The organism is Dellaglioa kimchii (assembly GCF_046115505.1).
In the GTDB taxonomy this organism is placed as follows: domain Bacteria; phylum Bacillota; class Bacilli; order Lactobacillales; family Lactobacillaceae; genus Dellaglioa; species Dellaglioa kimchii.
The window spans coordinates 1,055,913-1,081,326 of sequence record NZ_CP170736.1; the positions used below are offsets into that span (position 1 = coordinate 1,055,913).

General features: G+C 33.3%; 28 protein-coding genes and 1 pseudogene. 7 read left to right on the forward strand and 22 right to left on the reverse strand.

Going from position 1 to position 25,414, the window contains the following annotated elements:
* Positions 1 to 30: 30 nt before the first annotated feature.
* The 3 genes from crcB (ACE83Q_RS05295) to ACE83Q_RS05305 all read right to left on the reverse strand — a co-directional run bounded on the left by crcB (ACE83Q_RS05295) (position 31) and on the right by ACE83Q_RS05305 (position 1,982).
* Entirely contained in the window at positions 31 to 393 is a 363-nt protein-coding gene (gene crcB, locus ACE83Q_RS05295; protein WP_409021698.1) for a fluoride efflux transporter CrcB, read from the reverse strand.
* Positions 390 to 785 carry a fluoride efflux transporter CrcB gene (gene crcB / locus ACE83Q_RS05300; protein WP_409021699.1) on the reverse strand — a complete coding sequence of 132 codons (396 nt, stop codon included), beginning with the start codon at positions 783 to 785 and terminating at the stop codon, positions 390 to 392. Before crcB (ACE83Q_RS05300) ends, crcB (ACE83Q_RS05295) begins: the two co-directional genes overlap by 4 nt.
* A gap of 108 nt (positions 786 to 893) precedes the next feature.
* A complete protein-coding gene (locus tag ACE83Q_RS05305; RefSeq protein WP_409021700.1) occupies positions 894 to 1,982 on the reverse strand; it encodes a DUF871 domain-containing protein in 1,089 nt (362 codons plus the stop codon).
* Between the two features lie 339 nt (positions 1,983 to 2,321).
* On the opposite strand from ACE83Q_RS05305, the gene ACE83Q_RS05310 reads away from it, so the two are divergent.
* On the forward strand, positions 2,322 to 3,068 hold the full coding sequence (locus tag ACE83Q_RS05310; protein ID WP_409021701.1) for a hypothetical protein: 747 nt from the start codon (positions 2,322 to 2,324) through the stop codon (positions 3,066 to 3,068).
* Positions 3,069 to 3,116: 48 nt separating this feature from the next.
* Here ACE83Q_RS05310 and ACE83Q_RS05315 read toward each other — a convergent pair whose 3' ends face one another.
* The 10 genes and pseudogenes from ACE83Q_RS05315 to larA form a co-directional block, all read right to left on the reverse strand.
* Positions 3,117 to 3,983 carry an NAD(P)-dependent oxidoreductase gene (locus ACE83Q_RS05315; RefSeq protein WP_409021702.1) on the reverse strand — a complete coding sequence of 289 codons (867 nt, stop codon included), beginning with the start codon at positions 3,981 to 3,983 and terminating at the stop codon, positions 3,117 to 3,119.
* A gap of 113 nt (positions 3,984 to 4,096) precedes the next feature.
* Positions 4,097 to 4,426 (reverse strand): thioredoxin, encoded by a 330-nt coding sequence (gene trxA / locus ACE83Q_RS05320; RefSeq protein WP_409021703.1) that lies wholly within the window; start codon positions 4,424 to 4,426, stop codon positions 4,097 to 4,099.
* Between the two features lie 18 nt (positions 4,427 to 4,444).
* Positions 4,445 to 5,171 (reverse strand): annotated as a pseudogene (locus tag ACE83Q_RS05325) (TerC family protein).
* 133 nt (positions 5,172 to 5,304) lie between these two features.
* The gene (gene larE / locus ACE83Q_RS05330; protein WP_409021704.1) at positions 5,305 to 6,135 is read right to left on the reverse strand and encodes an ATP-dependent sacrificial sulfur transferase LarE; all 831 of its coding nucleotides are present in this window, start codon (positions 6,133 to 6,135) and stop codon (positions 5,305 to 5,307) included.
* Positions 6,136 to 6,152: 17 nt separating this feature from the next.
* Positions 6,153 to 6,386: a hypothetical protein gene (locus ACE83Q_RS05335; protein ID WP_409021705.1), complete on the reverse strand. Its 234-nt coding sequence runs from the start codon at positions 6,384 to 6,386 to the stop codon at positions 6,153 to 6,155.
* A 118-nt stretch (positions 6,387 to 6,504) separates the two neighbouring features.
* Positions 6,505 to 7,218: an MIP/aquaporin family protein gene (locus ACE83Q_RS05340; RefSeq protein WP_409021706.1), complete on the reverse strand. Its 714-nt coding sequence runs from the start codon at positions 7,216 to 7,218 to the stop codon at positions 6,505 to 6,507.
* A 1-nt stretch (position 7,219) separates the two neighbouring features.
* A complete protein-coding gene (gene larC, locus ACE83Q_RS05345) occupies positions 7,220 to 7,657 on the reverse strand; it encodes a nickel insertion protein (protein WP_409021708.1) in 438 nt (145 codons plus the stop codon).
* 35 nt (positions 7,658 to 7,692) lie between these two features.
* Complete coding sequence (locus tag ACE83Q_RS05350) at positions 7,693 to 8,460, reverse strand: LarC family nickel insertion protein (RefSeq protein WP_409021709.1); 768 nt, start codon at positions 8,458 to 8,460, stop codon at positions 7,693 to 7,695.
* Positions 8,461 to 8,474: 14 nt separating this feature from the next.
* On the reverse strand, positions 8,475 to 9,221 hold the full coding sequence (larB, locus tag ACE83Q_RS05355; RefSeq protein ID WP_409021710.1) for a nickel pincer cofactor biosynthesis protein LarB: 747 nt from the start codon (positions 9,219 to 9,221) through the stop codon (positions 8,475 to 8,477).
* Positions 9,222 to 9,232: 11 nt separating this feature from the next.
* Positions 9,233 to 10,507 carry a nickel-dependent lactate racemase gene (larA, locus tag ACE83Q_RS05360; protein WP_409022819.1) on the reverse strand — a complete coding sequence of 425 codons (1,275 nt, stop codon included), beginning with the start codon at positions 10,505 to 10,507 and terminating at the stop codon, positions 9,233 to 9,235.
* Between the two features lie 305 nt (positions 10,508 to 10,812).
* Here larA and ACE83Q_RS05365 point away from each other — a divergent pair, with 305 nt between their 5' ends.
* The 4 genes from ACE83Q_RS05365 to ACE83Q_RS05380 all read left to right on the forward strand — a co-directional run bounded on the left by ACE83Q_RS05365 (position 10,813) and on the right by ACE83Q_RS05380 (position 14,023).
* Positions 10,813 to 11,478, forward strand: coding sequence for a Crp/Fnr family transcriptional regulator (locus ACE83Q_RS05365; RefSeq protein ID WP_409021711.1), 666 nt, complete (start codon positions 10,813 to 10,815; stop codon positions 11,476 to 11,478).
* Between the two features lie 14 nt (positions 11,479 to 11,492).
* Entirely contained in the window at positions 11,493 to 12,494 is a 1,002-nt protein-coding gene (gene cbiM / locus ACE83Q_RS05370; RefSeq protein ID WP_409021712.1) for a cobalt transporter CbiM, read from the forward strand.
* A gap of 61 nt (positions 12,495 to 12,555) precedes the next feature.
* On the forward strand, positions 12,556 to 13,284 hold the full coding sequence (locus tag ACE83Q_RS05375) for a CbiQ family ECF transporter T component (RefSeq protein ID WP_409021713.1): 729 nt from the start codon (positions 12,556 to 12,558) through the stop codon (positions 13,282 to 13,284).
* A gap of 13 nt (positions 13,285 to 13,297) precedes the next feature.
* A complete protein-coding gene (locus ACE83Q_RS05380; RefSeq protein WP_409021714.1) occupies positions 13,298 to 14,023 on the forward strand; it encodes an energy-coupling factor ABC transporter ATP-binding protein in 726 nt (241 codons plus the stop codon).
* A 41-nt stretch (positions 14,024 to 14,064) separates the two neighbouring features.
* Here ACE83Q_RS05380 and ACE83Q_RS05385 read toward each other — a convergent pair whose 3' ends face one another.
* Positions 14,065 to 14,430 (reverse strand): winged helix-turn-helix transcriptional regulator, encoded by a 366-nt coding sequence (locus ACE83Q_RS05385; RefSeq protein WP_409021715.1) that lies wholly within the window; start codon positions 14,428 to 14,430, stop codon positions 14,065 to 14,067.
* A 129-nt stretch (positions 14,431 to 14,559) separates the two neighbouring features.
* Here ACE83Q_RS05385 and ACE83Q_RS05390 point away from each other — a divergent pair, with 129 nt between their 5' ends.
* Entirely contained in the window at positions 14,560 to 15,741 is a 1,182-nt protein-coding gene (locus ACE83Q_RS05390) for an MFS transporter (protein WP_409021716.1), read from the forward strand.
* Between the two features lie 48 nt (positions 15,742 to 15,789).
* Here the strand turns inward: ACE83Q_RS05390 and nhaC are convergent, their stop codons facing one another.
* The 8 genes from nhaC to ACE83Q_RS05430 all read right to left on the reverse strand — a co-directional run bounded on the left by nhaC (position 15,790) and on the right by ACE83Q_RS05430 (position 24,202).
* Positions 15,790 to 17,160, reverse strand: a complete 1,371-nt coding sequence (gene nhaC / locus ACE83Q_RS05395; protein WP_409021717.1) for a Na+/H+ antiporter NhaC — start codon at positions 17,158 to 17,160, stop codon at positions 15,790 to 15,792.
* Between the two features lie 396 nt (positions 17,161 to 17,556).
* Positions 17,557 to 19,173 (reverse strand): SulP family inorganic anion transporter, encoded by a 1,617-nt coding sequence (locus ACE83Q_RS05400; protein WP_409021718.1) that lies wholly within the window; start codon positions 19,171 to 19,173, stop codon positions 17,557 to 17,559.
* A 132-nt stretch (positions 19,174 to 19,305) separates the two neighbouring features.
* Entirely contained in the window at positions 19,306 to 19,752 is a 447-nt protein-coding gene (locus ACE83Q_RS05405; RefSeq protein ID WP_409021719.1) for a universal stress protein, read from the reverse strand.
* 18 nt (positions 19,753 to 19,770) lie between these two features.
* Positions 19,771 to 21,147 carry an Nramp family divalent metal transporter gene (locus ACE83Q_RS05410; protein ID WP_409021720.1) on the reverse strand — a complete coding sequence of 459 codons (1,377 nt, stop codon included), beginning with the start codon at positions 21,145 to 21,147 and terminating at the stop codon, positions 19,771 to 19,773.
* A 205-nt stretch (positions 21,148 to 21,352) separates the two neighbouring features.
* The gene (locus ACE83Q_RS05415) at positions 21,353 to 22,000 is read right to left on the reverse strand and encodes a metal-dependent transcriptional regulator (RefSeq protein ID WP_409022820.1); all 648 of its coding nucleotides are present in this window, start codon (positions 21,998 to 22,000) and stop codon (positions 21,353 to 21,355) included.
* A 1,104-nt stretch (positions 22,001 to 23,104) separates the two neighbouring features.
* Positions 23,105 to 23,533: a MerR family transcriptional regulator gene (locus tag ACE83Q_RS05420; RefSeq protein ID WP_409021721.1), complete on the reverse strand. Its 429-nt coding sequence runs from the start codon at positions 23,531 to 23,533 to the stop codon at positions 23,105 to 23,107.
* 18 nt (positions 23,534 to 23,551) lie between these two features.
* Positions 23,552 to 23,761 carry a hypothetical protein gene (locus ACE83Q_RS05425; RefSeq protein ID WP_409021722.1) on the reverse strand — a complete coding sequence of 70 codons (210 nt, stop codon included), beginning with the start codon at positions 23,759 to 23,761 and terminating at the stop codon, positions 23,552 to 23,554.
* Entirely contained in the window at positions 23,762 to 24,202 is a 441-nt protein-coding gene (locus ACE83Q_RS05430) for a GNAT family N-acetyltransferase (protein WP_409022821.1), read from the reverse strand.
* Between the two features lie 126 nt (positions 24,203 to 24,328).
* On the opposite strand from ACE83Q_RS05430, the gene ACE83Q_RS05435 reads away from it, so the two are divergent.
* The gene (locus ACE83Q_RS05435; RefSeq protein ID WP_409021723.1) at positions 24,329 to 25,171 is read left to right on the forward strand and encodes an alpha/beta hydrolase; all 843 of its coding nucleotides are present in this window, start codon (positions 24,329 to 24,331) and stop codon (positions 25,169 to 25,171) included.
* Positions 25,172 to 25,414 lie beyond the last annotated feature (243 nt).

Here is a 25,414-nt window from a genome sequence, read left to right on the forward strand (position 1 = left end):
CTATCACACATTATGCTCGAATACTTTAATTTAACTAACCATTTGGCGACCAATAACCAATCCTAACAGTGTCATCAAACCGCCAACAATATAACTAGCTAATAAATAAATCATGAATAACGATATTTTTTGGCTTTTAATTAATTTAACTAATTCAAAGTTATACGTTGAAAAGGTTGTAAAACCACCCATTGTTCCTGTACCAAGTAAGACCAACATTGGACTAGATAAATTAATTCCTGTTAAAAAACCTAAAATTAAACTACCTATCAGATTAATTAATAACGTTCCAACTGGAAATTGATCGGTTAGGTATCGATTACTTAAATTTGTTATCCCATACCTTAACATAGCACCGATTGCTGCGCCAATCCCAACTAATAGCGTCATCATGAACGTTCACTCTCCATTCGCCAATCTCCAACCCGATTGCCTAATGAATAACCAAGTAACGTCATGGAAAGTCCACCAATAATTGTTATCAACACATAGATGGATGCATAACCCCATTGTTGCGTCTCTATTAACTTTACAGCTTCCAAACTATACGTTGAAAAAGTTGTAAATGCACCTATAAAACCTGTTTTCATCCCCAAAGTTAACCAATCTGGGACTTTTTCGGTTGTTTCAATATACTGAACTAAGAACGCCAAAATAAAGCATCCTACGACATTAATCATTAATGTCCCCAGTGGGAATCCATTTGGTTGAATAATCGTTAAACCAAGTAAGTACCGACTTATTCCACCAAAAAAAGCAAACAATGCAACAATTATATAATTCATTTTATTACCTTCTTATTAATTTTACATTTACTACTTCATTTTACCGAATTATCTAGTTAATACCAAATTAAAATGGACCACTAGAAATTATCTAGTGATCCATTTAGGCTAATCTTGGCTTAATTTAAATTGACTCCATGGTTTCAAAAAATCGAGTAAAAATAATTCATCATCTACAATATGCCCAACAACATTTACACGACCATCATTTTTCATTTCTTTTAAAGCAATTTGTGTTTCGCCTTTATATTGTCCATAACCTTCATTATCAATTAAGACGTCACCGCGCTTAATTAGTTTTGTGTTATGTGCAGGAAATTCTTTATCTTTATACACAACCCGTGTCATTGTCGAACGTAAAAGGTACGCTGAACGATCTCCACGGTAACTATGAATATTATCAAATAAAACTACTTTTTCAACCTCAGTAATATCATCTGCCATTTCAATTTTAATCGTTGGATAATTAGCATTGAATGCTTCTGATGCTGCTTTTAATTCATTTTCTGATGCATATGCGTTTGCGATAATCACATCATCAATTAAATCTGTCATTACCATATGTTTAACCTGTGTGGCAATATCTAAATGACGATGATCCTCTAATGTACATAGTCCATCAGCAGTTGGCCAAGGTCCAAAAGTAGCTGACTTAGCATTAACAAAAGCTGCCGTATTTAAATTATATTTTTTAAATTTCTCACTGCAAGCCACGAAAAAGTTATACTCTAATCCTGTGTATTCATGTGGATAAAAATTATGTGAACCTAATAGATTCTCTTTTTTTGGTGAATAACTCATAATGTTATCCACATAGTTAGTCCCAGAACTCATATTAATTTCTATTTTTAAATCATATGGATTGCGTGTCATTGCTGCTTCTTCTGCACCTGTAAATCCTAAATCTAATCGAACACCATATGCGCCCATATCGTCAAATAATTTTAAATCTTGATAACTAATATTTAGTTGTTTAAATAAATCAGGATTGATATCAACCATTACTTCCATACCAAGTTTATTTGCGTATGCAACTGTCTTTTTAAATTCTGCTAATACCTTATCTTTACCATCTGTCACTTGGAGTAAACTCGTAAAGACTCTTTTATACCCGTATTTACATGCCAAATCTAAATATGCTGCATCATCATTATAATTTGATCGTTCTGGATAAATTGAAATACCTAATTTCCCCATTATTATTCCTCCTAAATATCATTAAGGTCTATACCAATATTATAAAGGACATATAACACAATTGAAAGCGCATTCTATAAAAACTTTTGATTATTTTTAAAATTTTTTCTTAATGTTAAGGTTATTTTAAGGTTCATGTTGTATATTGAACTTATCCCAAAACAACATAAATAACTAACCTTTATACTTTTTCATTTCTCCTCCAAAGTAATGAGAGAGAGAGCTAATTTATTAGCTCTACAACTTACTCCCTAGAGACTGCCTTCCCAGCAGTCTCTTTTTTTGTTTCTAAATATTAAAAATCGTGCTAATATTTTAATCACAAAGGAGGTATTAAAGATGCAAACCATTTATACGCTAATAACATTGATTTTTCTTAGTGTTATACCACTTCTTGTAGCTGCTTTTTTACTAACAGCTGTGAACAGTAATACAAAAAAACAATTATCTTTAAATCAACAATTATACTTGGGTTCATTGGGTATTATTATTCATGAAGCAAGTCACGCTATCATGGCTTTTTTATTTGGATTTCACGCCATTGAAGTTAAATTAATTAAACGTCCACATCCCGAAATTGGTGTTAAGTCACTTGGATTCGTTCGTTATAGCTCACCCAAAAATGTGCGTGGTAAAATTGGACAAGCAATGGCTGGTATTGCGCCCATCATTGGCTGTTCAACCGTAATCATCGGCCTTTTTATTTTACTTCTGCCTAACTCTTTTAATCTATTATCAACAATACTAGTCACCCAAACATTCAATACCCAATCATTATTTGAACTATTTGCCTCATTATTTCAATCTTGGTCATTAAGACTTATCCTGTGGTTGTTAATCACAACATCTATTACAATTGGTGGCTTTGATTTAAGTTCAGCTGATAGAAAAGGCTTTGGTCTTGGATTCAGTTTATTAACACTTCTAATCATTATTTTTTATTATTTCTTAACCCTATTTAATCAAGAAACTTTAATGATGACTCTACTATCAAATTTTGCCTTATCTATTAGTCTAATTACTATTTTGATGCTGATTTTGTTACTTATTACAAATTGGCTAGTTAAAATTATCAAAAATAAATAAGACCATCTCATCTTGAAATGGTCTTATTTATTAGTTATATTAACTTATTTATTTCCACCACAATTTAACTAATGCTTGTGTTCCGTCATTACCTAATCCATCTTCATCAACCAATTTTTCATATAGTACTTTAGCTTCTTTTGTTGCGGGTAGATTAATATTCATTTTTTCCGCTTCGTCTAACGCAATGCGTAAATCTTTAAGGAAATGTTTTGCAAAGAATCCTGGTGTATAGTCATCACTTAATACTCGGGGTGCATAATTGTCTAAACTCCAGTTAGCTGCACTTCCACCACCAACTGTTTTAATGACACTTTCCAAGTCTAAGTTTGCTGCCTTAGCGTAAACTAACAGTTCAGTCATTCCGGTCATTGTTCCAGCAATCATAATTTGATTAGCCATTTTTACATGTTGGCCTGATCCATAACCACCGAACAAGGCAATTGTTGTTCCCATTTTTTCAAAAATAGGTTTCACTTGTTCATATACATCGCTGTGTCCACCAACCATAATTGTTAACTTCGCATTCTTTGCCCCAATGTCACCACCAGAAACAGGCGCATCTAGCGCAAATAACTCATGGGTTTCCGCATAATCACCAATTTTTTTCGCTAGTGTTGGTGTACTTGTTGTCATATCAACTACAATTGCGCCTTTTTTAGCACCGGCAAAAATACCATTTTCTTCAAAATATATTGCTTCTACATCTGCGGGAAAACCAACCATCGAGAAGATAATATCACTTTTAGCCGCAACCAATTGTGGCGAATCAGCCCATATTGCCCCTTGGCTAACTAAGTCATCTGTCTTTGATTTAGTTCGATTAAACACTGTTACTTCATAGTTCGCTTTCAATAAATGACTAACAATTGCTGAGCCCATGACGCCCGTTCCAATAAACCCAATTTTTTTCATAATAATCTCCTTCTATAATTTTCTTTAGTATGCACCTTTAAGGTTACGACTGCCATTAATAATAGTTAAGCCTAAAATAAAATCCCACTACAAATTTTGTAATGGGATTTTATTTATACTGCTTTATATTGAGTAACTTTTTCACTTAAATACTTTGAAAATTCACTCTTATCATGATAACCAACAACTTTTTCAATTGCTTTGCCATCTTTAAATAATAGAAAACTTGGAATACTCATAACATCATATTCCAATGCCGTTTCTTTATTTTCATCAATATTCAACTTTACAAATTGCATATCATCTTTGAAATCTTCTTCTAGTTCATCAATAACAGGTTCCATCATGAGACACGGACCACACCAAGGAGCCCATAAATCAACAATTGTTAATCCGGAACCTGTGTGTTCCGTGAGCGTTTTATCTGTTACTTTTGTGACCATTTTATCGCCTTCGTTTCGTTATTTTTTATTCTGGATATTATACATATGAATTAACGTCGTTAATATAATAGCCCCAAAAACAATGACAGCAAAAAGGACTGCTGAAACCTCAATACCAATTTGAGGGATAGAAAGAAATAACTTCACCGCAATTAATGCGATTAACAAGTAAGCCATTGATTCTAACTCCGGAACAACCTTCATCAACTTCATAATTAATGTCGCAATACCACGCATGGCTAGAATTCCAAACATCCCACCAATCAAAACAATGACTGGATTTGTCGAAATTGCTAACGATGCTAAAACAGAATCAATTGAAAAAACAATATCCATCATTTCGATTGAAATAACGACTGACCAAAATAATGAGAACGGACCTTTTCGTCCATTACCTTTTTTCTCTACTTTAGGTTTTGGTGTTTTAATCTTTGAGAAGAAATAATGAGCTGATAAGTAAATAAGATACCCAGCGCCAATTACTTTAATTTCCCAGAAATCAATTAAAAATGTTCCGATTCCAATAATGATGAACCGGAAAATATATGCGCCCCATAATCCATAGAATAATGCTTTTTCTTGTTCTTTTTTATTCGGTAATTTTTGCGTTTGAGCAGCCAATACGATTGCATTATCCACTGATAATAAGCATTCGATTACTGCTAATGATAGGATAATTATCCAATCACTACTTGATTCGACAACTGTTTAGATCAAAAAATGGTCCATATAAGTTTGTTAACATTTAATTCTCATACTTTCTTTCAATAATTTTTATAAATAACTGTAAGTGATTATTATACAGCAATTACCAGATTATGCCATAACATATGAAAAAGAGTAATAGACAGTTGCCTATTACTCTTTTTCATATTTTTTTATGCATACATTTTTATTTGTTTATTAGAAAGAACTTGGTTCATACGACCGCTCTTGAATCCTTTGAGATCCATAGTAACATATTTAAATCCTAAATCGATTAATTTAGAATTTACATTTTCATTTAGAGCAAGTAGCCCATCTAATTGTTCAACAGGTACTTCAACGCGAGCAACATCACCATGAAAGCGGACTCGAACAGTTGTGAAACCCAACCCACGAAGATAGTGTTCAGAAGCCATAACTAAATTAATATTATCTAATGTTAATTTGGTATTATATGGAAAACGTGACGAAATTGAACATGAGGCAACTTTATTCCAGTTATTTAAGTTCAATTTTTGTGCTAATTCACGTACATCCGTCTTATAAAAATCAGCATTCTGTAAAATACTTTTAGCATTAGCTTCATCTCTAGCTCTTAATCCTGGTCTGAAATCACTATTATCATCCATAATCATACCATCTAAAACTGTATCATAACCTTTTTCTAAAGCAATTTTATTCAATGTATCATAAAACATTTTTTTAGAATAATACCAACTATCTGGTGTGTTATTGCTGATATGTCTATCTGATAAATAATTTAATTCAGTTCCATAAACAATTGCTCCCATTTCTTCAGCAAGTGCAATAGCTTTATCATATTCCTCATTTGTAAAAAGTTCAGAATTTGCAATAACTGCTAAAACGTTTTCTTTACCCAAAGTTTTTAATGCCATTTTTAAAACTAAAGTACTATCAATTCCACCTGAAAATGCAACGATTACTTTGCTCATTTTTTTAAAATTACTTACAATTGCTTGTTCTTTTTCATCAATAGTTGTCATTATAATTACTTCTTCCATTATTTTATTTGTGCGGATAACTTAGTTAATTCATTGTACTGCTCTTTTAGTACGTCATCAGTTGTCCATTGAATACTATCAATGTTGGTAATAAAAATTTCATTCAATTCGTTTGTACATTGACAAATAGTCTCATTAATCTCTTCATAATAATTTTTTAAATCATCAGATAATGTAGCATAAATATTTTGAATTAATGTAAATTCTGAGTAACTTTCTTCTAACAAAGCCAATTTAGTACTCGTTAGAGATGTTGAAAAAATTGCATGATTATATAAATTCAATAGTCTCTTAAACGAATCTTTATATAAATTAATTTGTATATCAGTTTTCATATTCTATCCATCCCTTCTAAATATTAAAATATGAATGCATAAATAATGCTGCAACTATACCACCACATATTGATCCTAGACCAGGTGCAACGAGTGCATATTTCCAATCACTATTTGCTTTATTTTTAAATGGAATAACTGCATGCGCTAATCTTGGACCCCAATCACGAGCAATGTTCATTGCAAAACCAGTGGTACCACCAAGTCCCATACCGACAGCCCATGTTAAAATACCAACAGCGATTGGAACAACACCTGCAGTTTTTATCTCTGAAATAGCTAAAATTGAACTAATGAAAATAAAAGTTGCGACAAATTCCGCAAAAAAGTTGCGCGGTAAATTTCTAATTTCAGGTGCGGTACTAAAAATATTACGGATAGCCGTTGGGCTAACCTCATCTTCAGATGCTTTAAATTGATCCTTATACATAACATAAACAAGTAATGAACCACACATGCCACCAATAACTTCTGATAGTGAAAGTGGAATAAATTGAGTCCATGGTGTGTTTCCTAGAATACACTGTGCTAAAACCATGGCTGGATTTAATGACACATTACCAAAGACAAATAGTGCAACTGTAATACCAAATCCCCATGTTGTAACAACAAATATATCGCCTGAGCCACGGTACTTTGATCCCTTTAAAACATTATTACAGAAAACACCTGTCCCAAATACACACATTAAACCTGTAGCTAAAAACTCTGAAATCATTTGATGTAGCATATTAAATTACCTCTTCTTTATTTTTTTGCCACTTATTTAAAGCAAGTTGATATACCTCTGATAAAGATAATTGGTTAACATTTGCAATTTTTTCACAATCATCATATTCAGGACTAACTTTCTCAATTTCTTCATAAGTTGCTATTTTCATTCCAATCACACCATATTCTGTTTTTACAGAATCAAAACGTCTTTTCATAATTGTTCGATTAAGTGTTTGGTAACGAACACCTAATGTACTTGTATATTTTAAAAATATTTTACTTATTTTCTTTTGAGCTAACGGATTACATAATGCTGTAACTTTATAAGCTGGTCGATTTTTTTTCATCTGAATAGGTGTAAAAAAGGCATCATAACTGCCTTCTAGTATCAGTTTTTTCATTAAATAACCTAACTGTTCTCCAGTTTGATCATCAATATTAGCTTCGATACTCATAATAGAATCATTCTTTTTATCAACAACCTGTGAACTTAGTTTTTTTTTTCAAGTAGTAAAACTCGTAATGCATTAAAACCACCTGTTTCCCTTTTTCCAAATCCATAACCTACTTTCTCAATGGTTAATTCACTGGGTATCTCACTAAATTCTGAAACAATATTTTTCACAATACCCATACCAGTTGGTGTAATTAATTCTGTATGAATTGCTATATCTTGTTTAATTAGTATCTGACTACCTACTCTCATTTGCATGACAGCAGGAACTGGCACTGGCATTCTGCCGTGGGCAACATCAATGAATCCGCTCCCATCAGTTAAAGTAGACGATATAACCTTATTAACATTTAATAAGTCTAATGCGATAAAACAACCAATAATATCGATAATTGAATCTAATGCACCTACCTCATGAAAATGAATTTCAGAAATTTCAATATTATGTACAATTGCCTCTGCTTTTGCAATTTCAGTAAAAACGTCAGTTGCTTGTTCTTTAATTACGTCTTTTAAATCACTGTCATTAATAATTTTTAGAATATCAGTCAAATGTCGCACGTCATGAGTGTGATGATGTTGTTCAATGAATCCATGATCCTTTTCACCATGTATACGAACATCAAAACTAGTTCCAAAAATGCTACTTTTTGAAATTTTTTCGTTTTTCAATTCATATCCATCTACATTAATCTTTGCTAATTCTTTTTTAAATTCTTCAAAATCAATACCTAGGTCAAGTAGAGCACCGATAAACATATCCCCACTGATACCTGAAAATGCATCTAAATATAACGTATTCATATCGTTATCCCTTTCTACAAATGATTCATCATACTAGCTGAGTATCCCGCACCAAAACCATTATCGATATTAACGACAGTAATCCCCGATGCACAACTATTCAACATAGTCAGCAATGGTGTAACACCACCAAAACTAGTTCCATATCCAACGCTTGTTGGTACAGCAATTAGCGGGGTATCAATTAATCCACCTACTACACTCGCCAACGCACCTTCCATGCCAGCAATCACAATCACAACTTTTGCACCTTGAATTACATCGAGTCGGTTAAATAATCGACTGATACCTGCAACGCCAACATCATACACTCGTTCAACCTTGTTACCGAAAGTTTCAGCAGTAACGGCTGCTTCTTCTGCAACACTCATATCTGAAGTCCCGGCTGTAACAATGGCCACATAACTCTCAGTTATTGGCATCTCATGATGCGTTACAATTACACATTTAGCTTTTTCAAAATAAATTGCATGCTCATTATATTTTTTTATTATTTCAAATTTTTCTTTTGAAACACGAGTGCCTAAAATGTTCACATGATTTTTAGTCATAACTTGCATAATACCAACTATCTGTTCTGCCGTCTTACCCTCACCATAAATAACTTCGGGATAACCATTTCGTTTTTCACGAGCTAAATCAACTGTAGCAAAATCAAGTTCTTCGAATCTGGATTCATTAATTATTCCTATTGCATCCGAAATGTTTGACCGCCCAGAAGCAACTTCTAGCAATATATTCTTTAATTTTTTTTGTTCCATCTTATTTTCCTTTATTTGACAATAACGCCTAATCCATCAGGAATAACTGCAACTTTAGCGTTTTCACCTTCAATTGTATACGCCATATCTAATGCTTGATCAATTGTTTTAGCCAATTTCATATGCATATCTGAAATTAACTTTGGGTCAACCAAATCTGATACAAAAATAACATCATGATTAACTAATATCCTTGCCAAAATTTGAGACGTCCATTGATCAGGCACTGTTTCTGATTTAGGTGTGTTAATAGCTCTATCTAAAAATTCTTTTGGATCTGAACAATCTGAAATGTTATGGTAGAATCCTTCACCACCATGACCATCACGTGATCCTGCAACCATAATAATAATCCCATGTTCTTTATTTGTAGCTTCAGCAGATGTCATCCCTTTAACTGCTTGATAAATATTTTGATCTAATGGGTAACCACCATTAGTTGAAATCGTAATATCACTTTCAACTTTAGGAACTTCTGATAAGTGTTTAACAAAAGCGCAACCTTCTTCATGTGCAGCTTCCAGATCACCTGCAAAAGAGCCAACAATTTTTTTATTTCCATCTAAAACAACATTAACAATAAACTGTAAGTTTGCTGTTTTTGCAGCGTAGACCATATCTTTATGAATCGGATTATGACTAATATTCCCTGTCCTAGCCTTAGGAGAATTAATAAATGGACCTGAATGGTTAGCTAAAATTGTTTTATATGAAGCAACACCAGGTAAAACAGATTTACGACCACCTGAGAATCCTGCAAAAAAATGAGATTCAATGAAACCCTCCGATAAAAGTAAATCGGCCTCTACTGCAACTTTATTAACTATGCATTCACCACCTGAAGGCAATGTTCCAATTTTTTTCATTGAACTATTGTCTTCAGAATCGTGAATCACTATTTCTTCATTTGCGACAATATCCTCACCATATTTATCAACAAGTTCTTCATGCGTTGATGCACGATGAAATCCAGTCGCAACTAAAATACGAATTCTAGCATCTGGTGCAACTGATCGAATTCTTCTTAATAGGATAGGTGTAATAATTTTTGAAGGTACTGGACGCGTATGATCTGAACTAATGATGACAATATTTTTTTTCCCTTTTGCTAGTTTTTCCAGCTTAGAACCGCCAATTGGGTTATCTAATGATTGCTCAACCGTTTCTTCTTCAGATAGTTTATTATGATATGTTGCAGCTTCTGAAACTAATTTACCGGCAAAATTTTTATCTGCAATGTTCACCGTTATCATCTTTTTATCATATGGTAATTGTATTGATACCATTTTATTTGTCATTTCCCTTCTCTTATACTTGATTTTATAACTTTTAAATTATATCGTTGGTCATTGATTTAAACTTCCTCTTTTGAAGTCTTTATTTGCGGTATTTAATTATTGTCAACATTTGTATCCTTTAAATCAGTCTCTTTTTGTTATTCTTTGGCTCTATACTCTTGTTATGCGATTAGCTAGGCACGGATGTCAACATATGTGTACAATTATGATGTGGCCTCTTTTAAGACTTCAGCTCTCACGCACTAATCAATAAAAACCATTTGTAAGCAAATATAAATTTAAGGTGGCCCTTTATGGTATTAACTGATATTGAATTTTTAATGAATTACTTAGAAGAAAAAAATGTTCCTACTATTACTAAAAGAAAACATAACTATTTAACCTACAATGGTCTAGAAGAGCGATATACCTACATCTTAAAAGAAGGAATTATTAAAAATAGTATTATTTTACAGGATGGTCGAGAATTTAATTTATCATATATTTCTAAACCTGATGTTATTTCATTATTACGTGATGAAGTCTCTAAATTTACCTCTTCCCCATTCAACGTCCGTATTGAATCAAAAGAAGCAACTTTCTATAGAATTGATCGTGTTACATTTTGGGAATATGTTAATTCAACAATCGAACTGCAGAATTATGTAAAAAATTATTATCGAAAAAAACTTTCAGAAAATATTTATCGCTCACAACGGATGATTATGAATGGTAAAAAAGGGGCTATTTGTGCTTTTGTTTACAGCCTAATCGATTTGTTTGGTAAACAGATTAGCAATGGTATTTTAATCGATTTCGATATTACAAATGAAGATATTGCAAATTTTTGTGGTATTTCCTCTAGAAGTAGCGTGAATCGAATTCTAATAGAACTAGAACATGACCAAGTTATTTCAAAAATAAAAAGGAAGATTGTTATCACTGATATCAGTTACCTTTTAGATTTTATTGCTAATTAATAAAGGAGAGTATTATGCATATTCCAGATAATTACCTTAGTCCCCAAACTTGTATCACGATGTTCGTTGCGATGGCACCCGTTTGGGCTATATCCATTTCAAAAGTTAAAATTCAAATTAAAGAAAAAAAAGAAACAGTTCCATTATTAGGAATTGCTTCTTCTCTTTCTTTTTTAATTATGATGTTTAACTTACCCGTCCCAGGTGGTACATCTGCCCATGCAGTTGGTGGCACATTACTAGCAATACTGTTAGGTCCGTGGGCTGCCAGCCTGTCAATTACCGTCGCTTTATTGTTACAAGCACTCTTATTTGGGGATGGGGGTATCTTAGCATTTGGCGCAAATACTTTTAATATGGCATTTATTATGCCATTCGTCGGATACTTCGTCTATTCTTTATTTAAACGATTTAACCACGAAAAATTTGGTGCTTTTATCGGTGCTTACTTTGGTATTAATTTAGCTGCCTTGATCGTAGGCGTTGAATTGGGTATTCAACCGCTACTTTTTAAAGACGGAAGTGGTAACCCACTATACTCACCCTACCCACTTTCCATCTCAATTCCCGCAATGACCTCAACTCATTTACTAGTCATCGGTTGGATTGAAGCTCTTTTTACCATTTTAGTTTTTTCATTTGTAAAAAAATCTTCTCCTAATTCTATTTATTTAGCTAGCCATGAATCAAAATCAAATATAAAAAAATTATTAACTCGCTTTTATATTCTAATTAGTAGCTTAATTATTTTATCTCCGTTAGGCCTACTAGCTTCTGAAACAGCTTGGGGGGAATGGAGTCCATCTGATATTTTATCTACTCTAACAAAGAATGGCCTTAATCCTCACATACCGACAGGGATGGTAAACGGTTTTAATTTCAAACCATTATTACCCGATTATTCATTATTCGGTGTGTCATTGCCAGTTGGTTATGTCTTTTCAGCATTCTCAGCAGTAATTATTTTATTTATTTTATTTCGGGTGATAGCACATGAAAAATCAAAAACAGCTTAATATACCCGATTGGATGATATCATCAGAAAATTATATGCCCGTAAAACAGAAAAGTACATTTTTGCAAAAAAATAAAACCCATTTGTTCTATTTATTAAGTCTTTTTTCAAATGATGATCATATAAAGTATCAATCTTTACGTATCCAAAATTCGTTCATCCAACTTTTAACAACATTTATCTTAATTTTATTAGTTTCACTTTCAAGAAATTTATCATACATTTGGATTATCTATATGTATCAATTTCTTCTAATTGCCTTATTACCAAAATCAATACTATTAAATATATTAAAACGGATACCGATAAACTTATTTTTCATTCTTTTGTTTATTCTACCAAGTCTTTTTTTAACAACTGAATTAACTATTATCTTTTTTATAGTTAAAACAACACTAATTTTAACAATTATCTCTTATTTCATTAATACGAACACATTTTTTAGTATTATCGTCATTCTAAAAAAATACCATTTTCCAGATATTATTATTTTTATTATTGATATTACTATTAAATATTTAAAAATATTATCTGAGTCACTCTATTCTATGACCTCAGCAATGGAGTTACGGTCAGTTGGTACAAATAAACACCAATATCTATCATTAGCGAATATATTTGGTAATTTATACCTTAAAACGAAGAGTATGTCCGTAGATATGTATGATGCTATGGAATCGCGTGGTTTTACTGGTAATTATCATTTTTCTTATGTAAAACAACCTATTCATTCTATAGATATCATACAAATTCTTATTACTATTTTTTTTATCACACTATTTTTAAACTAGGAGGTTTTCTGAAATGTTTTCATTTTCCGATATAAGTTATGGTTATACAGACAAATTAAGCTTAGATGCTATTAATTTATCTATTCAAAAAAATGAATTCGTTTGTCTATTAGGCCCCAATGGCTCCGGAAAGTCCACTCTGTTCAAATTATTAAATGGGTTGATCTTTCCAAGTAAAGGTAACTATATTTATAATGGCACTCTAATTAATGCCCAATTTTTCAAAAATTCGATGAGCGCTAAAAAATTCCATCAGCAAATTGGTTTTGTTTTTCAAAATAGTGATGTTCAATTATTTAATACAACTGTTTATGATGAGATAGCTTTTGGTCCTCGACAAATGGGTCTTTCAGAGATAGAAGTTATTACCCGGGTTTCCGATTGTTTAAACTTACTAAATATTAAACAATTAGAAACTCGTACACCTTATCATCTTTCTGGCGGTGAAAAAAAATTAGTAGCTATTGCTAGTGTTCTATCCTTAAATCCGGATGTATTAATTTTAGACGAGCCCCTCACGGGTTTAACAGTCCAAGCACAAGAAACTATTATTTCAATAATAAAAGAATTACACAGAGCTGGTAAAACAATCGTTATGTCGACTCATAATTTTAATCAAATTAAAAATCATCCGACACGTTTTATTGAATTTTCAGAGAATCATACTATTATTTTAGATAAGCCAGCTGAAATAGTATTGCGTGATTCTAACCTAACAAATCATTTAGCTTTAATGTAAAAAGATGTAATCATAAAATAATGATTACATCTTTTTTGTAGTTATGACACTTTATCCCGATTCATTAAAACAACATGTTGGTCTTGCTCATTTAACCGATCAACATGTTTTTCGCCCCAAACACACAATTTATTCAATATAGTACTCAAAGACTCACCATATTCAGTCAATTGATAATCTACCTTTGGTGGTACCTGTTCATAGATATGTCTAGAGATAATCCCATCGGCTTCTAATTCACGTAATTGTTGCGTCAACATTTTTTGGGTTATTTTCGGAATTGCACGTTTCAGCTCACTAGTTCTTCTTTTTCCACCACGTAAATGGCACAAAATAATTGTTTTCCATTTTCCGCCAATAACTTCTAAAGTCGCTTCAACACCAATATTATATGTTTTATCTTCCATTCTTCCTCCGATAGGCACTAAAAGGTTCCTATAGCACTTTTTAGTACGTTATTGTCTTTTCATTGTGTACACGTATAATCATAAATTGTAGCATTATTCCAACAAAAATCAAGGAGGCTTTACAAACTTATGGAAAAAACAAAAATATCACCATCCTTAACACTTTTAGCATTGGCTATTAGTGCTTTCGCGATCGGATCAACAGAATTTATTAGTGTTGGGCTCATTCCCCTATTAGTCAAAGATTTTGGTATTTCATTAAGTCAAGCAGGACTTAGCGTTTCATTATATGCATTCGGCGTCACAATAGGTGCACCCGTTCTAACTATTTTAACAGGTCAATTTGATCGAAAAAAATTACTTTTAAGTATCATGGCGTTATTTATCGTTGGTAATTTAGTTGCAGCATTTGCACCAACTTTCTCAATTTTATTAATTGGTCGAATTATTTCTGCATTGTCTCACGGTATATTCATGACAATCGCTTCCGTTATTGCCGCTGACGTTGTTGAACCTTCAAAACGTGCTAGTGCTATTTCAGTCATGTTTACTGGTTTAACCGTTGCAACTGTAACCGGTGTTCCGTTAGGTACATTTATTGGTCAACATACCAGCTGGCATGGATCATTTATTTTTATTAGCATCATTGGACTAATTGGTTTAATCGCCAACTTCTTCCTCGTACCAAATGGTTTACCAATTCCTGGAAAATCTGATGCTCATGGTTTTATCCGTGTCCTTAAGAATAAATATTTATTGATCACGTTACTATTAACCGCCTTAGGTTACGGTGGTACATTCGTTGTTTATACGTATATTACGCCACTCTTAGAAACTTCAATGGGTTACAGTGAAAGTGCTGTTGTTATCATATTAATTGTCTATGGATTAATGGTTGCCCTTGGAAATACAATTGGTGGCCGTTTAGCAAACCATAATCCGCTTCAAGCATTATTAAAAATGTTCATCGGTCTTGCAGTCGTCTTATTTATCCTTTTCTTTACTGCTAAAATGTCAATTTTAGGATTATTAACCGTAATGGCCTTAGGACTATTCGCTTTTATGAATGTTCCAGGATTACAGCTGTACGTTGTTCAACTAGCTGAAAAATATACCCCTAAAGATATTACTTTAGCATCGTCACTAAATATTTCCGCATTCAATATTGGTATTACTTTAGGCTCTTTAATCGGTGGCCAAGTTGTTTCTAATCTCGGATTAGGTATGACGCCACTTTTTGGGACAGTCATGGTTTTAATCGCGATTTTCATGACAATGTACTTAATTAAATACAATAAGAATGAAAAATAACAAAAAACGGGTCACAGCGAATATATCATTCACTGTGATCCGTTTTTATTAGGCTTTCTTTTCACGTAACCCGATTCCCGTCCAACCACTGATGATTGAAAAGACTGGCGATAGTAAGCTAAAGAACGCAAATGGTAAGTAATCTAATGTTGGAACTCCCAACGTGCTTGCTGCAAACGCACCAGCTACACCCCAAGGAATTAAGTAATTAATCACTGTTCCACCATCTTCAAGTGCACGACTCAAAGCTAAATTATCTAATTTTGATTTATCAAAAGCGGGTTTAAACGCTTTTCCAGGTAAAATAACTGATAAGTATTGTTCTCCAACAAATAAATTAACACCAATACCAGCAAAAATAGTTGCCGTAATTAATTTACCAGATGAATTTAAACGTTTAACTAAAGGCTCCATAACGACTTCAATAATATTAAAATTCATTAGTAACCCGCCTAATGTTAAGGTTAAAATTATTAATGACACGGTTCCCATCATACTTGAAACACCGCCTCGTGTTAATAACATATCTACATTTGCATCTCCAGTTTTAGAAACAAATCCTGACTGAATCAACGCCGCAACATCTTGTAAACTCGTAAGTGGTTTTTGAATAAATAACATAACCAACGATACACCAATATTGATAAATAACGTTGGAATAGCCGGTATTTTTAACCATGCGCAGACAAACATTAAGATAATTGGTAATGCTGCCCAAGCTGTGATTGAAAAGTGACTAGATAAAATTGAAATTGTATGATTAATTTTATCCATATTTGCTGCCGTACTATCACTTCCCAAAATAAAGTATAAAATTAAAGATCCTACAAAAGCAGGAATTGTTGTCCACATCATATTTTTAATATGTTTAAATAAATCAGATTCTCCAATGGCTGCTGCTAAGTTCGTTGAATCTGATAATGGAGACATTTTATCCCCAAAGATAGCACCTGAAATAATTGCCCCTGCCACTAATGCAGGATTAACTCCCATCGTCATCCCCATACCGAATAGTGCGATACCCACAGTTGAAATTAAAGTGAAGGCACTCCCAATTGATAATCCAATAATAGCACAGACAATAAAAACGGAAGGGACAAAGAATTGAACACTAATCAGATTAAATCCCCAAATCATTAAGGTTGGAATAATTCCCGCCGCAATCCAAGTCGCAATCAATGAGCCAATCAAAATAAAAATAAAGATGGGAATCAACCCCGTACTCATCCCATCCTTGATACCCGCGTGAATCTCATCCCATGAAAAATGACGAATTCTTGCCCATAAAATTAAAAGGCCAATCACTAACATAACTGGTGTTTGAGGTGACAACCCAAATTTAATTACACCAAATCCCATAATAATTAACATGACCACTAAAACACTTGCTGCTTCTGCAAACGATAATTTATTTTTCATTAGTAAACACTCCTATTTTTTTGTCGATTCTAGTATTTATCATGAAAAGTTTGATATCGAAACTGGCCCCAATTTATATTTTTCATTATTAACACTCCTTTTCTGGACAAAAAAAGTCCCTGATACAATATTAAATATTGTATCAGGGACGACTCTAGCCGTGGTACCACCCAGTTTAATTGAGAACACAAATTCTCACTCACTAGATGATAACGGTTCTAGATATTTATCCGATGTTTAAATAACGTTAACGTATTTGGTTAATTTATCCTGATTGGTTCGCATCAACCACCAACTTTCTGACTCCCAGATAAATAACTACTTATGTGTTAACTTTTATTTATTAAGTTGAGTGAATCTTAACACGCCTAAATATCCTTGTCAATAATGTACATCTTATAGTATTTCTTTTAGAACACGATCAACTGAGAAATAAAAAGCTTTTTCCCCAGCCACATCTTTAAAGCCAGATCGTTCAAACATTCTCATTACATTTGGTTGAACAGAAGAAAAGATGACTTCATGATTTTTAGTCTGAGCATCACTATAGAAATCCTGAATAACAGCCATCGCTGTATTATCAATTGACGGTACACCACGCAATGAAAAGATAACTAAATCTCGTTCATGAAGTGGCTGTAGTGCTTTATCCAATCGATCCGCAGACATGAAAAATAGTGGTCCAGTAATGTAGACAACTGCCCAATCATCTTTTAATCTATCTTGTGTTGTTTCGACTTTGCCTAAATCAACATCTTCAACCACAACATCTAAAATAGAACTCTTAGCCACAAAAATAACGATTCCAACTAAAACACCGGCCATAATCGCCGTACTCAAATCAAAGATAACAGTACTCATTAATGTTAAGAAAAATAGAATTAAAGCACTTTTAAATTTATTTTTAAAGAGGTACTTGATAGCTGACCATTCATTCATCCGCCATGAAGTCACAACTAAAACACCAGCTAATGCCGCTAAGGGAATCTGTGACATAATTGGTGCCAATAAAAGCATTGAAACTAATAACGCAAGCGCATGGAAAACACCTGTCAATCGTGTCTGTGCTCCTGATTTAATTGCTACACTCGTTCTAGCAATCGCAGCCGTTGCTGGAATACCACCAAAAAATGGTAAAATCATATTTCCAATACCTTGAGCGATTAATTCTTGATTACTATCTAATGTTTTACCTGTCATGCGACCAGCAGATGCCCCACATAACAAGCTTTCGATCATTCCTAATAAGGCAATACTTGCACCAGGAATAATTAAATTCTTAACCGTTTGAAGATTTAATGTACCTAAATGTAATCTATCATCACTAATAACACTTGTTGGAATCTCACCAACTGTTGCGACGTCCAATTTAAATATCATTGTAATTGCCGTAGTAACAATAATTGCAATCAACGATGCAGGTACAACCTTATTCCATTTTTTAGGGAAAATAAAAAGTGCAATAACAACTAAAACTGCCATCAAAGTCGTTGCCAACTTAGGTTGAAAACCTAAGTTAGGATAGCTACCAATTTTTTCAATTAAACTACTTCCATTTGAATGCGTACCAAAAAAATTATCTAATTGCCCGAAAGCAATAATAATTGAAATTCCTGATGTAAATCCTGTAATAACAGGCGCTGGAATAAAGGTCGTTAAAACGCCTAATTTAAATATACCGGCTAACAATAGAATTACTCCGGCAATCAAAGTAGCAATAAAAACCCCTTTTAATCCATATTGTGCAATAACACCCATTAATACTGCAGCCATCGCTCCAGTTGGTCCTGATATTTGATAATATGCCCCAGATAAGGTACTTATCAAAATCCCAGCGACAATTGCTGTGATTAATCCAGCAGCAGCTGTTGCCCCACTTGAGACACCAAATGCCAAGGCTAACGGAATAGCAACTGCGGCTACCGTTAAACCTGCCATAAAATCCTTAGCTAATTTTGTTGCATTGTAACCTTTAAACTCATTTTTTAATATTAAAATATAATTTGATATCATCATCATGCTCCTATTTATGTTATACATAAAAGCATAACATAAACCTTATATATAAATAAACAAGTAAACGTTTTCCAAATAAAAATGGTTAAATATTTATAAGATTTAACCATTTTGTATAACTTTTTTCTATTAACGAACAACCATAACTGAAACGGGAGAATACTTAGCCACGTATGATGCTTGGCTACCTAAGTACTTACCAATCCCTTTAGTTATAGCTGATCCAACAACGACTAAATCAGGTTTAACGTCAGGAATAACATCTTTAACAATCGTTTCACCAGGCTCACCCTCAGCAAGAACAATGTGTACTTCCTTAACACCTGCATCTAATGCGCTTTGTTTATACTCTTGAAGTTGTTTTTCAACCTTCATTCGTTTTTCAGCTAATGTATCTTTTGTTAATACCTGAAAAACATTCAAATCATCCGACTCCAGAACAGTTACAATATGCAGCAGAGAATCATCATCTAAAGCATGACTAACCGCTTCTAAGAATGCTAGTTGGGCATCAGCCGAATTATCGACGCCGACAAGAATGTTCTTATGCTTTGGTAACTCAAAACTTTTTTTCATATGAATTTCCTCCTTATTTTATAAAACTTCTTGGAAAAATTGAATGACTAAATTGAAGACTAATTGAATATTTAAAATAGTTAATCCGATTGCGGCTGCCCAACCAATAATTGATACCCAAAGCGGATTAACGAATCGTTCGCCCATATATTTTTTTGAAGATGTAAACCAAATTAATGGAATCATCGTAAATGGTAAGGCCACTGATAAGAACACTTGTGAATAAACAAGTAAATTATCTAGTACGCCTTCTGTCCCACCCCAAATGATTGCGGCGATCATAACAGGAATAACTGCTATGATACGTGTAACCAATCGACGGGCCCATAATGGCATCTTTAAATGTATGAAACCTTCCATTATAATTTGACCAGTCAAGGTTCCGGTAATCGTTGCATTTTGCCCAGAAGCCAATAAAGCTACGGCAAATAAAGTTGAAAGTACAGGTGATGCAATCCCTTTGGCAATTGTATTATCACTTAATGCACGGTATAAATCACCGAATGCTTGTAATTGATCTGCATGTCCAAAGAATAAAGCAGCTCCCAAAAGTAAAAGTAAACTGTTAACAATTGTTGCGCCAAATAATTGGATATTTGAATCCCAAGTTGTAAAGCGAACAACTTTTGCAACTTCTTCTTCGTCAGTTGAATCGTATTGACGTGTTTGAGCAATTGAAGAGTGAAGGTACAAGTTATGAGGCATAACTGTTGCACCAATAATACCTAAAGCTAATGTTAATTGATCATGATTCATAACAATTGATGCTCTTGGTAAAATACCACCCATGATACCTGCTAAACTTGGTTTTGATAAGGCAACTAAGTAAAGGAAAATAATTAAAATTGATGCAATCAGTGTTGCAACAATTGCTTCAATTGTTCTAAATCCTAATTTTGTTAATAATAATAGTAAGAAAACATCTAATATAGTTATCATAACGCCGACTGTTAATGGAATTCCAAAAAGTAATTGTAAAGCAATCGCTCCACCAATTACTTCGGCAATATCTGTTGCCATAATTGCTAATTCTGTCATGATCCATAATAAAAATCCAACCGGTTTATTAGTATGATCACGAATCGCTTGCGCTAAATCCATTCTTGTTACGACACCTAACTTAGCAGCCATATATTGCATTAACATAGCGATAAGTCCGGAAAAAATAACGACTGATAATAGTAAGTAACGGTATTGCGCACCACCGACAATTGATGTAATCCAGTTACCTGGATCCATATAACCAACAGCGACTAATGCACCTGGTCCACTAAAAGCCCATAAAGTTCGTAAAAATCCGGCACTTTTTGGAACTTCTACTGATCCATTTACTTCTTCCAAACTAGCACTATTTGTTGTGGTAGTCATTTTTGGTTCTTGTACTTCTTTCGACATTTTTCACCACTCCTTTAAATTCTTTTCTTCTCAATTCCTTATTATACTCAAACTTTATACATTGTAAACAAAAAGTTTAGGCTAACCTTAAATCATTTTACCGGTTATTAAATATTTCTATATTTCCAAAAAAAGACTGCTGATATCTATTTGATATCAACAGTCTTTAGCTATTTAATGAAAATTTCTTTTGTTATCATAATACCTACTTCACAAAAATATAATGAGCGGCTTTATAACTAATATTTCTAACTTCACCAGTAGTTTCTAATTTTATTTCAACTGGACCTTCAAAAGGCGCATGAGAAACAACTGTTAATTTATCACCAATGTGTAATTCTAAATCGTCTAAATAAGTTAACAAATCATGATTATCAATGAAACGTTCAATCACAACTTTAGTGTTATCTTCTACTGCTTCTAAAACGAGATGGCTATCTTCCTCATAGTTACCTTCTTTGTCAGGTATCACACCGCCATGAGGACAATGTGTTGGATGACCCAAGAATTCACTCAAATGATCAAGCAAGTATTCACTTGTCACATGTTCAAGTAACTCTGATTCACCGTCAACATCTTGTAGTTTATAATCTAATTTATAAACTAAGAAACATTCCCATAAACGATGTTTACGAACTAAGTCTTCTGCCAATAATATCCCAGGTTTCGTTAACGAAATACCTGCGTATGGCGTATGTTCAACTAACTCTTCTTTAACTAGTTTATTGACCATTTCTGTAACTGATCCGGCCGCAATGTTCAGACTAAGCGCAATCTGTTTATTCGATATTTTCTTTTGCGTACCGCCTAATTCAAAAATAATTTTTAAATAATCTTCCTTCATAGGTGTCATATTCGATCTTTCATTTTTTGTCATTAGTTAATCAATTCACTTCCATTTTCTTAATAATAAATTTATTATATCAGAATAACGATTGAATTGTAACTTATTTTTTAGGAACGCCTAACCTTTCATTTTAAAATACCTAAATGTAAGCTAAAAATCATAATTCACTGCATTAAAATAGGATTCAAGCATTTGTTTTAAGAAATGTCTTGAATCCTATCTTTTTGTAGAAGGAAAGCCGAAACCCGTGTTACCGAGAGTCGATTTTACTTGATTATTAATATATTTCGCCTCTATATCTTTATACTTATTTAGTTCTGTGAAGTCGCTTTTATATGTTTTGAATCATATATTATCGAATGACGCCCTTTGAGCGATTTGTTATCCATTCGATTTCAAACGTTTCTCCAAGACCAAATACCTCTAAATCTAATTGTTCGTTCTACTACAACTTAAATCATCAAAATTTGATATCTTGATTTGCCTTTTAATGCTCAAGACCGGCACCGTTTTAATACGCCTTACTTGACATCTCTCAACGTCATTAACTTGCCGTACATTGGAAACTTAAACCATCATCTTAACTGATGTGTCTTGATTTGCTTGTTGGTGCTCAAGACCGGCGCCGTTTTAATACGCCTTGCTCGACATCTCTCAACGTCATTAACTTGCCGTACATTGGAAACTTAAACCATCATCTAAATTGATGTGTCCTGATTTGCTTTTAAGCGCTCAAGACTAGCACCGTTTTAAAACCTTGTTCGACGTCTCACGACGTTCACACTACCAAAATTCTAAATTCATCGGAGTAAACATCATCTAACTTGATGTGTCTTGATTTGCTTTTTAATGCTCAAGACCGGCACCGTTTTAATACGCCTTGCTTGACATCTCTCAACGTCATTAACTTGTGGTACATTTTTCAACTATCTTCAGTACCAAACATTGTCCAACTAACTTCGTTTTTAAAAACCATTAAGTGAGTTTAAAAAAGTGACTTCAGTTTTATTTTGTTCAGGGATTTCGATAGCCTTCCTTGCTACAAATTAAGTATAACACAGATGTAAACGGTTGCAACCTTTTTGTTGCTTAATTTAATAATTCTTTTTATTAAACATCTCTGAGTTCAAAACGTGTCCCTTTTTCGTCTATTACCGCAAATAAACGCTGCTTTTTGGAATCATCAAAATAGCCCATATCAAAAACTGTTTTATTTCCTTGTTTACCAACATCTGAAACACGATCAATCAAAAAATGTTTAAATTGTCTAAAAATATCCATTTTTCCGTTAACGTGTTCAATCGCCGCAACCAATGTATAGCCTTCATCTAACTCTTCTTTTATAAGACTGACTTTTATGACCATATCTAATCGATATTCTCGCGACTTTGCCTTCTCATCTGAAATGCTTTCAATATAGCCTTTTTGTTCCCAATATCTTAACTGTCGTGTTGAAACACCCGTCATTTTACTTATTTCACTAATACCGACAATTAACTTATCTTGCTTCATAAGATTGGCTAATGGATTATTATTCACTGTAAGTACCTTCTATCTCTAGTTTTCTAAATACTTTTGAAATTTTTTATCGATTTCTGGCAGACTTTTCTGTAATGATTTTGACTGATTTTGTGTCCCATCAGCCATTAACTTCAAGTACGTAAATAAAATTTGACTAGCGTCTTTATGGTATTTACTACCAAGTTCACTCGCAAATGTATATCGTTCATCCGTTAGTAATTTTGAAAATAAAGTCTCTTTTGCCATTTAGGCTCCCTCAATTGTTTTTATCATTGTGTGATGTGGAATTCCTGCGTCCATAAAACCTTCACCCTCAACCACATATCCTAATTTCAAATAGAAATTTTGGGCTTGATCTTGTGCGCCTAAGGTTAAGTATTTAATTCCGTAAACTGTTGAAAACCCTTCAATAAATGTTAGAATATCTGTTGCTAAATGTTGTCCACGAGCAGCTTTTAATGTTGCAACTCGCTGAACATGCCATGTTTCAGAGTCTTCACTAAGTACACGTGCTGTCACAACAGGCTCTTCATCTTTATAACCCACAAAATGAATAGCTTCTGATTCGTTTTCAATTTCCAATTCCATTGGTACATTCTGTTCTCCAACAAAAACCGTCTTTCTAATTGATAATGCATCTTTATATATTTGACTATTTATATCTCTAGTTGATTTTACTATGAACATTTGATCATCCTCAGCTTTCTTAGTTATCTTCGCATATAGCTTACCATAACTTGCTTTAAATTTGTACGTCAAGACCTGGTAGCTTATAATGAAAGCAAATAACTTACTACGTAAAGGAAATCACTAATGAAAAAATACGGTATATTAATAACTATCTTATTGATTTTAGGATTAGGTATTGGCTTTTTACTACTGCACAATAGTATACCCAAATCGGTAGAAACAGAGAAAAGCATTTCACAAACGCCAACCTTATATATACATGGATATGGTGGTACAGCTAACTCAACCAACGATATGATCGCCTCAGCCGAAAAATCAGGTAAGGCAAAAAAGATTCTAACGGCAACTGTCTCTCCAACTGGTGATGTCACTTATACGGGCAGATGGAAATATACTGAAAAAAATCCAATTGTTCAAGTCATCTTTAAACGTAATAATGCTCAAATTCCTGAAGAGGGCAGATGGATTGGTAAAATAACTGATTATTTAAAAGCATCATATGATATTAAAAAAATCAATCTTGTTACACATTCAATGGGTGGTTCATCTGCAATGTACTGGGCTGAATCTGTCAGAAAAAAATCTTCTCCTATCCTAAATAAATTTGTTCCAATTGCTGATCCGATTAATGGTGTCCTTGGAATGGACGAAAAAGCCAATAAAAATTACTTCTTGAAAAATGACGAACCTGCTATTAAAACAACAAACTACCAAAGTTACTATAGCAAACGAAAAAATTTCCCATCAACCGCAAAAGTCTTTGTTATTTATGGTGATGTGAACGATGGTTCAAACTCGGATACATCTGTCAGCATTGCTTCTGCCCGTTCAATGAACTATCTATTAAAGGGCCAAGTAAAATCATATGAAGAGCTTAAAATTACTGGTGAAAATGCGCAACATAGTAAACTCCATAGAAATTTACAGGTTGATAAAGCTGTTATCCAATTCCTTTGGGGTAAATAGAACTATACGAAATATTAATTTTGTGCTATGATTAAGTTATGCGATGAGTCGAGTAAAATCAGACAACTTCGGTTGTTCCGCTGCGGCGGCTAGTGATTAGTTCGAAAATGGGGCATTTTTTACCTACCGCATTGTAGGTATGTCTGATTGTCACTGTTTTGTGGAATTCATACAATCTATTTACTTCGGTAAGTACCATAATAGGAAAGCATCAACTTCGGTTGGTGCTTTTTTTGTGCAGAT

Coding starts and splice junctions, on each gene's coding strand:
- ACE83Q_RS05435 (WP_409021723.1), top strand. CDS start 24,329: ATGAAAAAATACGGTATATTAATAACTATCTTATTGATTTTAGGATTA.
- ACE83Q_RS05380 (WP_409021714.1), top strand. CDS start 13,298: ATGTTTTCATTTTCCGATATAAGTTATGGTTATACAGACAAATTAAGC.
- cbiM (WP_409021712.1), top strand. CDS start 11,493: ATGCATATTCCAGATAATTACCTTAGTCCCCAAACTTGTATCACGATG.
- ACE83Q_RS05350 (WP_409021709.1), bottom strand. CDS start 8,460: ATGAATACGTTATATTTAGATGCATTTTCAGGTATCAGTGGGGATATG.
- ACE83Q_RS05430 (WP_409022821.1), bottom strand. CDS start 24,202: ATGTTCATAGTAAAATCAACTAGAGATATAAATAGTCAAATATATAAA.
- larC (WP_409021708.1), bottom strand. CDS start 7,657: ATGAGTATCGAAGCTAATATTGATGATCAAACTGGAGAACAGTTAGGT.
- crcB (WP_409021699.1), bottom strand. CDS start 785: ATGAATTATATAATTGTTGCATTGTTTGCTTTTTTTGGTGGAATAAGT.
- ACE83Q_RS05410 (WP_409021720.1), bottom strand. CDS start 21,147: ATGTCGAAAGAAGTACAAGAACCAAAAATGACTACCACAACAAATAGT.
- ACE83Q_RS05405 (WP_409021719.1), bottom strand. CDS start 19,752: ATGAAAAAAAGTTTTGAGTTACCAAAGCATAAGAACATTCTTGTCGGC.
- crcB (WP_409021698.1), bottom strand. CDS start 393: ATGATGACGCTATTAGTTGGGATTGGCGCAGCAATCGGTGCTATGTTA.
- trxA (WP_409021703.1), bottom strand. CDS start 4,426: ATGGTCACAAAAGTAACAGATAAAACGCTCACGGAACACACAGGTTCC.
- ACE83Q_RS05425 (WP_409021722.1), bottom strand. CDS start 23,761: ATGGCAAAAGAGACTTTATTTTCAAAATTACTAACGGATGAACGATAT.
- ACE83Q_RS05385 (WP_409021715.1), bottom strand. CDS start 14,430: ATGGAAGATAAAACATATAATATTGGTGTTGAAGCGACTTTAGAAGTT.
- ACE83Q_RS05365 (WP_409021711.1), top strand. CDS start 10,813: ATGGTATTAACTGATATTGAATTTTTAATGAATTACTTAGAAGAAAAA.
- ACE83Q_RS05310 (WP_409021701.1), top strand. CDS start 2,322: ATGCAAACCATTTATACGCTAATAACATTGATTTTTCTTAGTGTTATA.
- ACE83Q_RS05400 (WP_409021718.1), bottom strand. CDS start 19,173: ATGATATCAAATTATATTTTAATATTAAAAAATGAGTTTAAAGGTTAC.
- larB (WP_409021710.1), bottom strand. CDS start 9,221: ATGGAACAAAAAAAATTAAAGAATATATTGCTAGAAGTTGCTTCTGGG.
- larA (WP_409022819.1), bottom strand. CDS start 10,507: ATGGTATCAATACAATTACCATATGATAAAAAGATGATAACGGTGAAC.
- ACE83Q_RS05390 (WP_409021716.1), top strand. CDS start 14,560: ATGGAAAAAACAAAAATATCACCATCCTTAACACTTTTAGCATTGGCT.
- ACE83Q_RS05305 (WP_409021700.1), bottom strand. CDS start 1,982: ATGGGGAAATTAGGTATTTCAATTTATCCAGAACGATCAAATTATAAT.
- larE (WP_409021704.1), bottom strand. CDS start 6,135: ATGACAACTATTGATGAAAAAGAACAAGCAATTGTAAGTAATTTTAAA.
- ACE83Q_RS05340 (WP_409021706.1), bottom strand. CDS start 7,218: ATGCTACATCAAATGATTTCAGAGTTTTTAGCTACAGGTTTAATGTGT.
- ACE83Q_RS05415 (WP_409022820.1), bottom strand. CDS start 22,000: ATGACACCTATGAAGGAAGATTATTTAAAAATTATTTTTGAATTAGGC.
- nhaC (WP_409021717.1), bottom strand. CDS start 17,160: ATGAAAAATAAATTATCGTTTGCAGAAGCAGCAAGTGTTTTAGTGGTC.
- ACE83Q_RS05315 (WP_409021702.1), bottom strand. CDS start 3,983: ATGAAAAAAATTGGGTTTATTGGAACGGGCGTCATGGGCTCAGCAATT.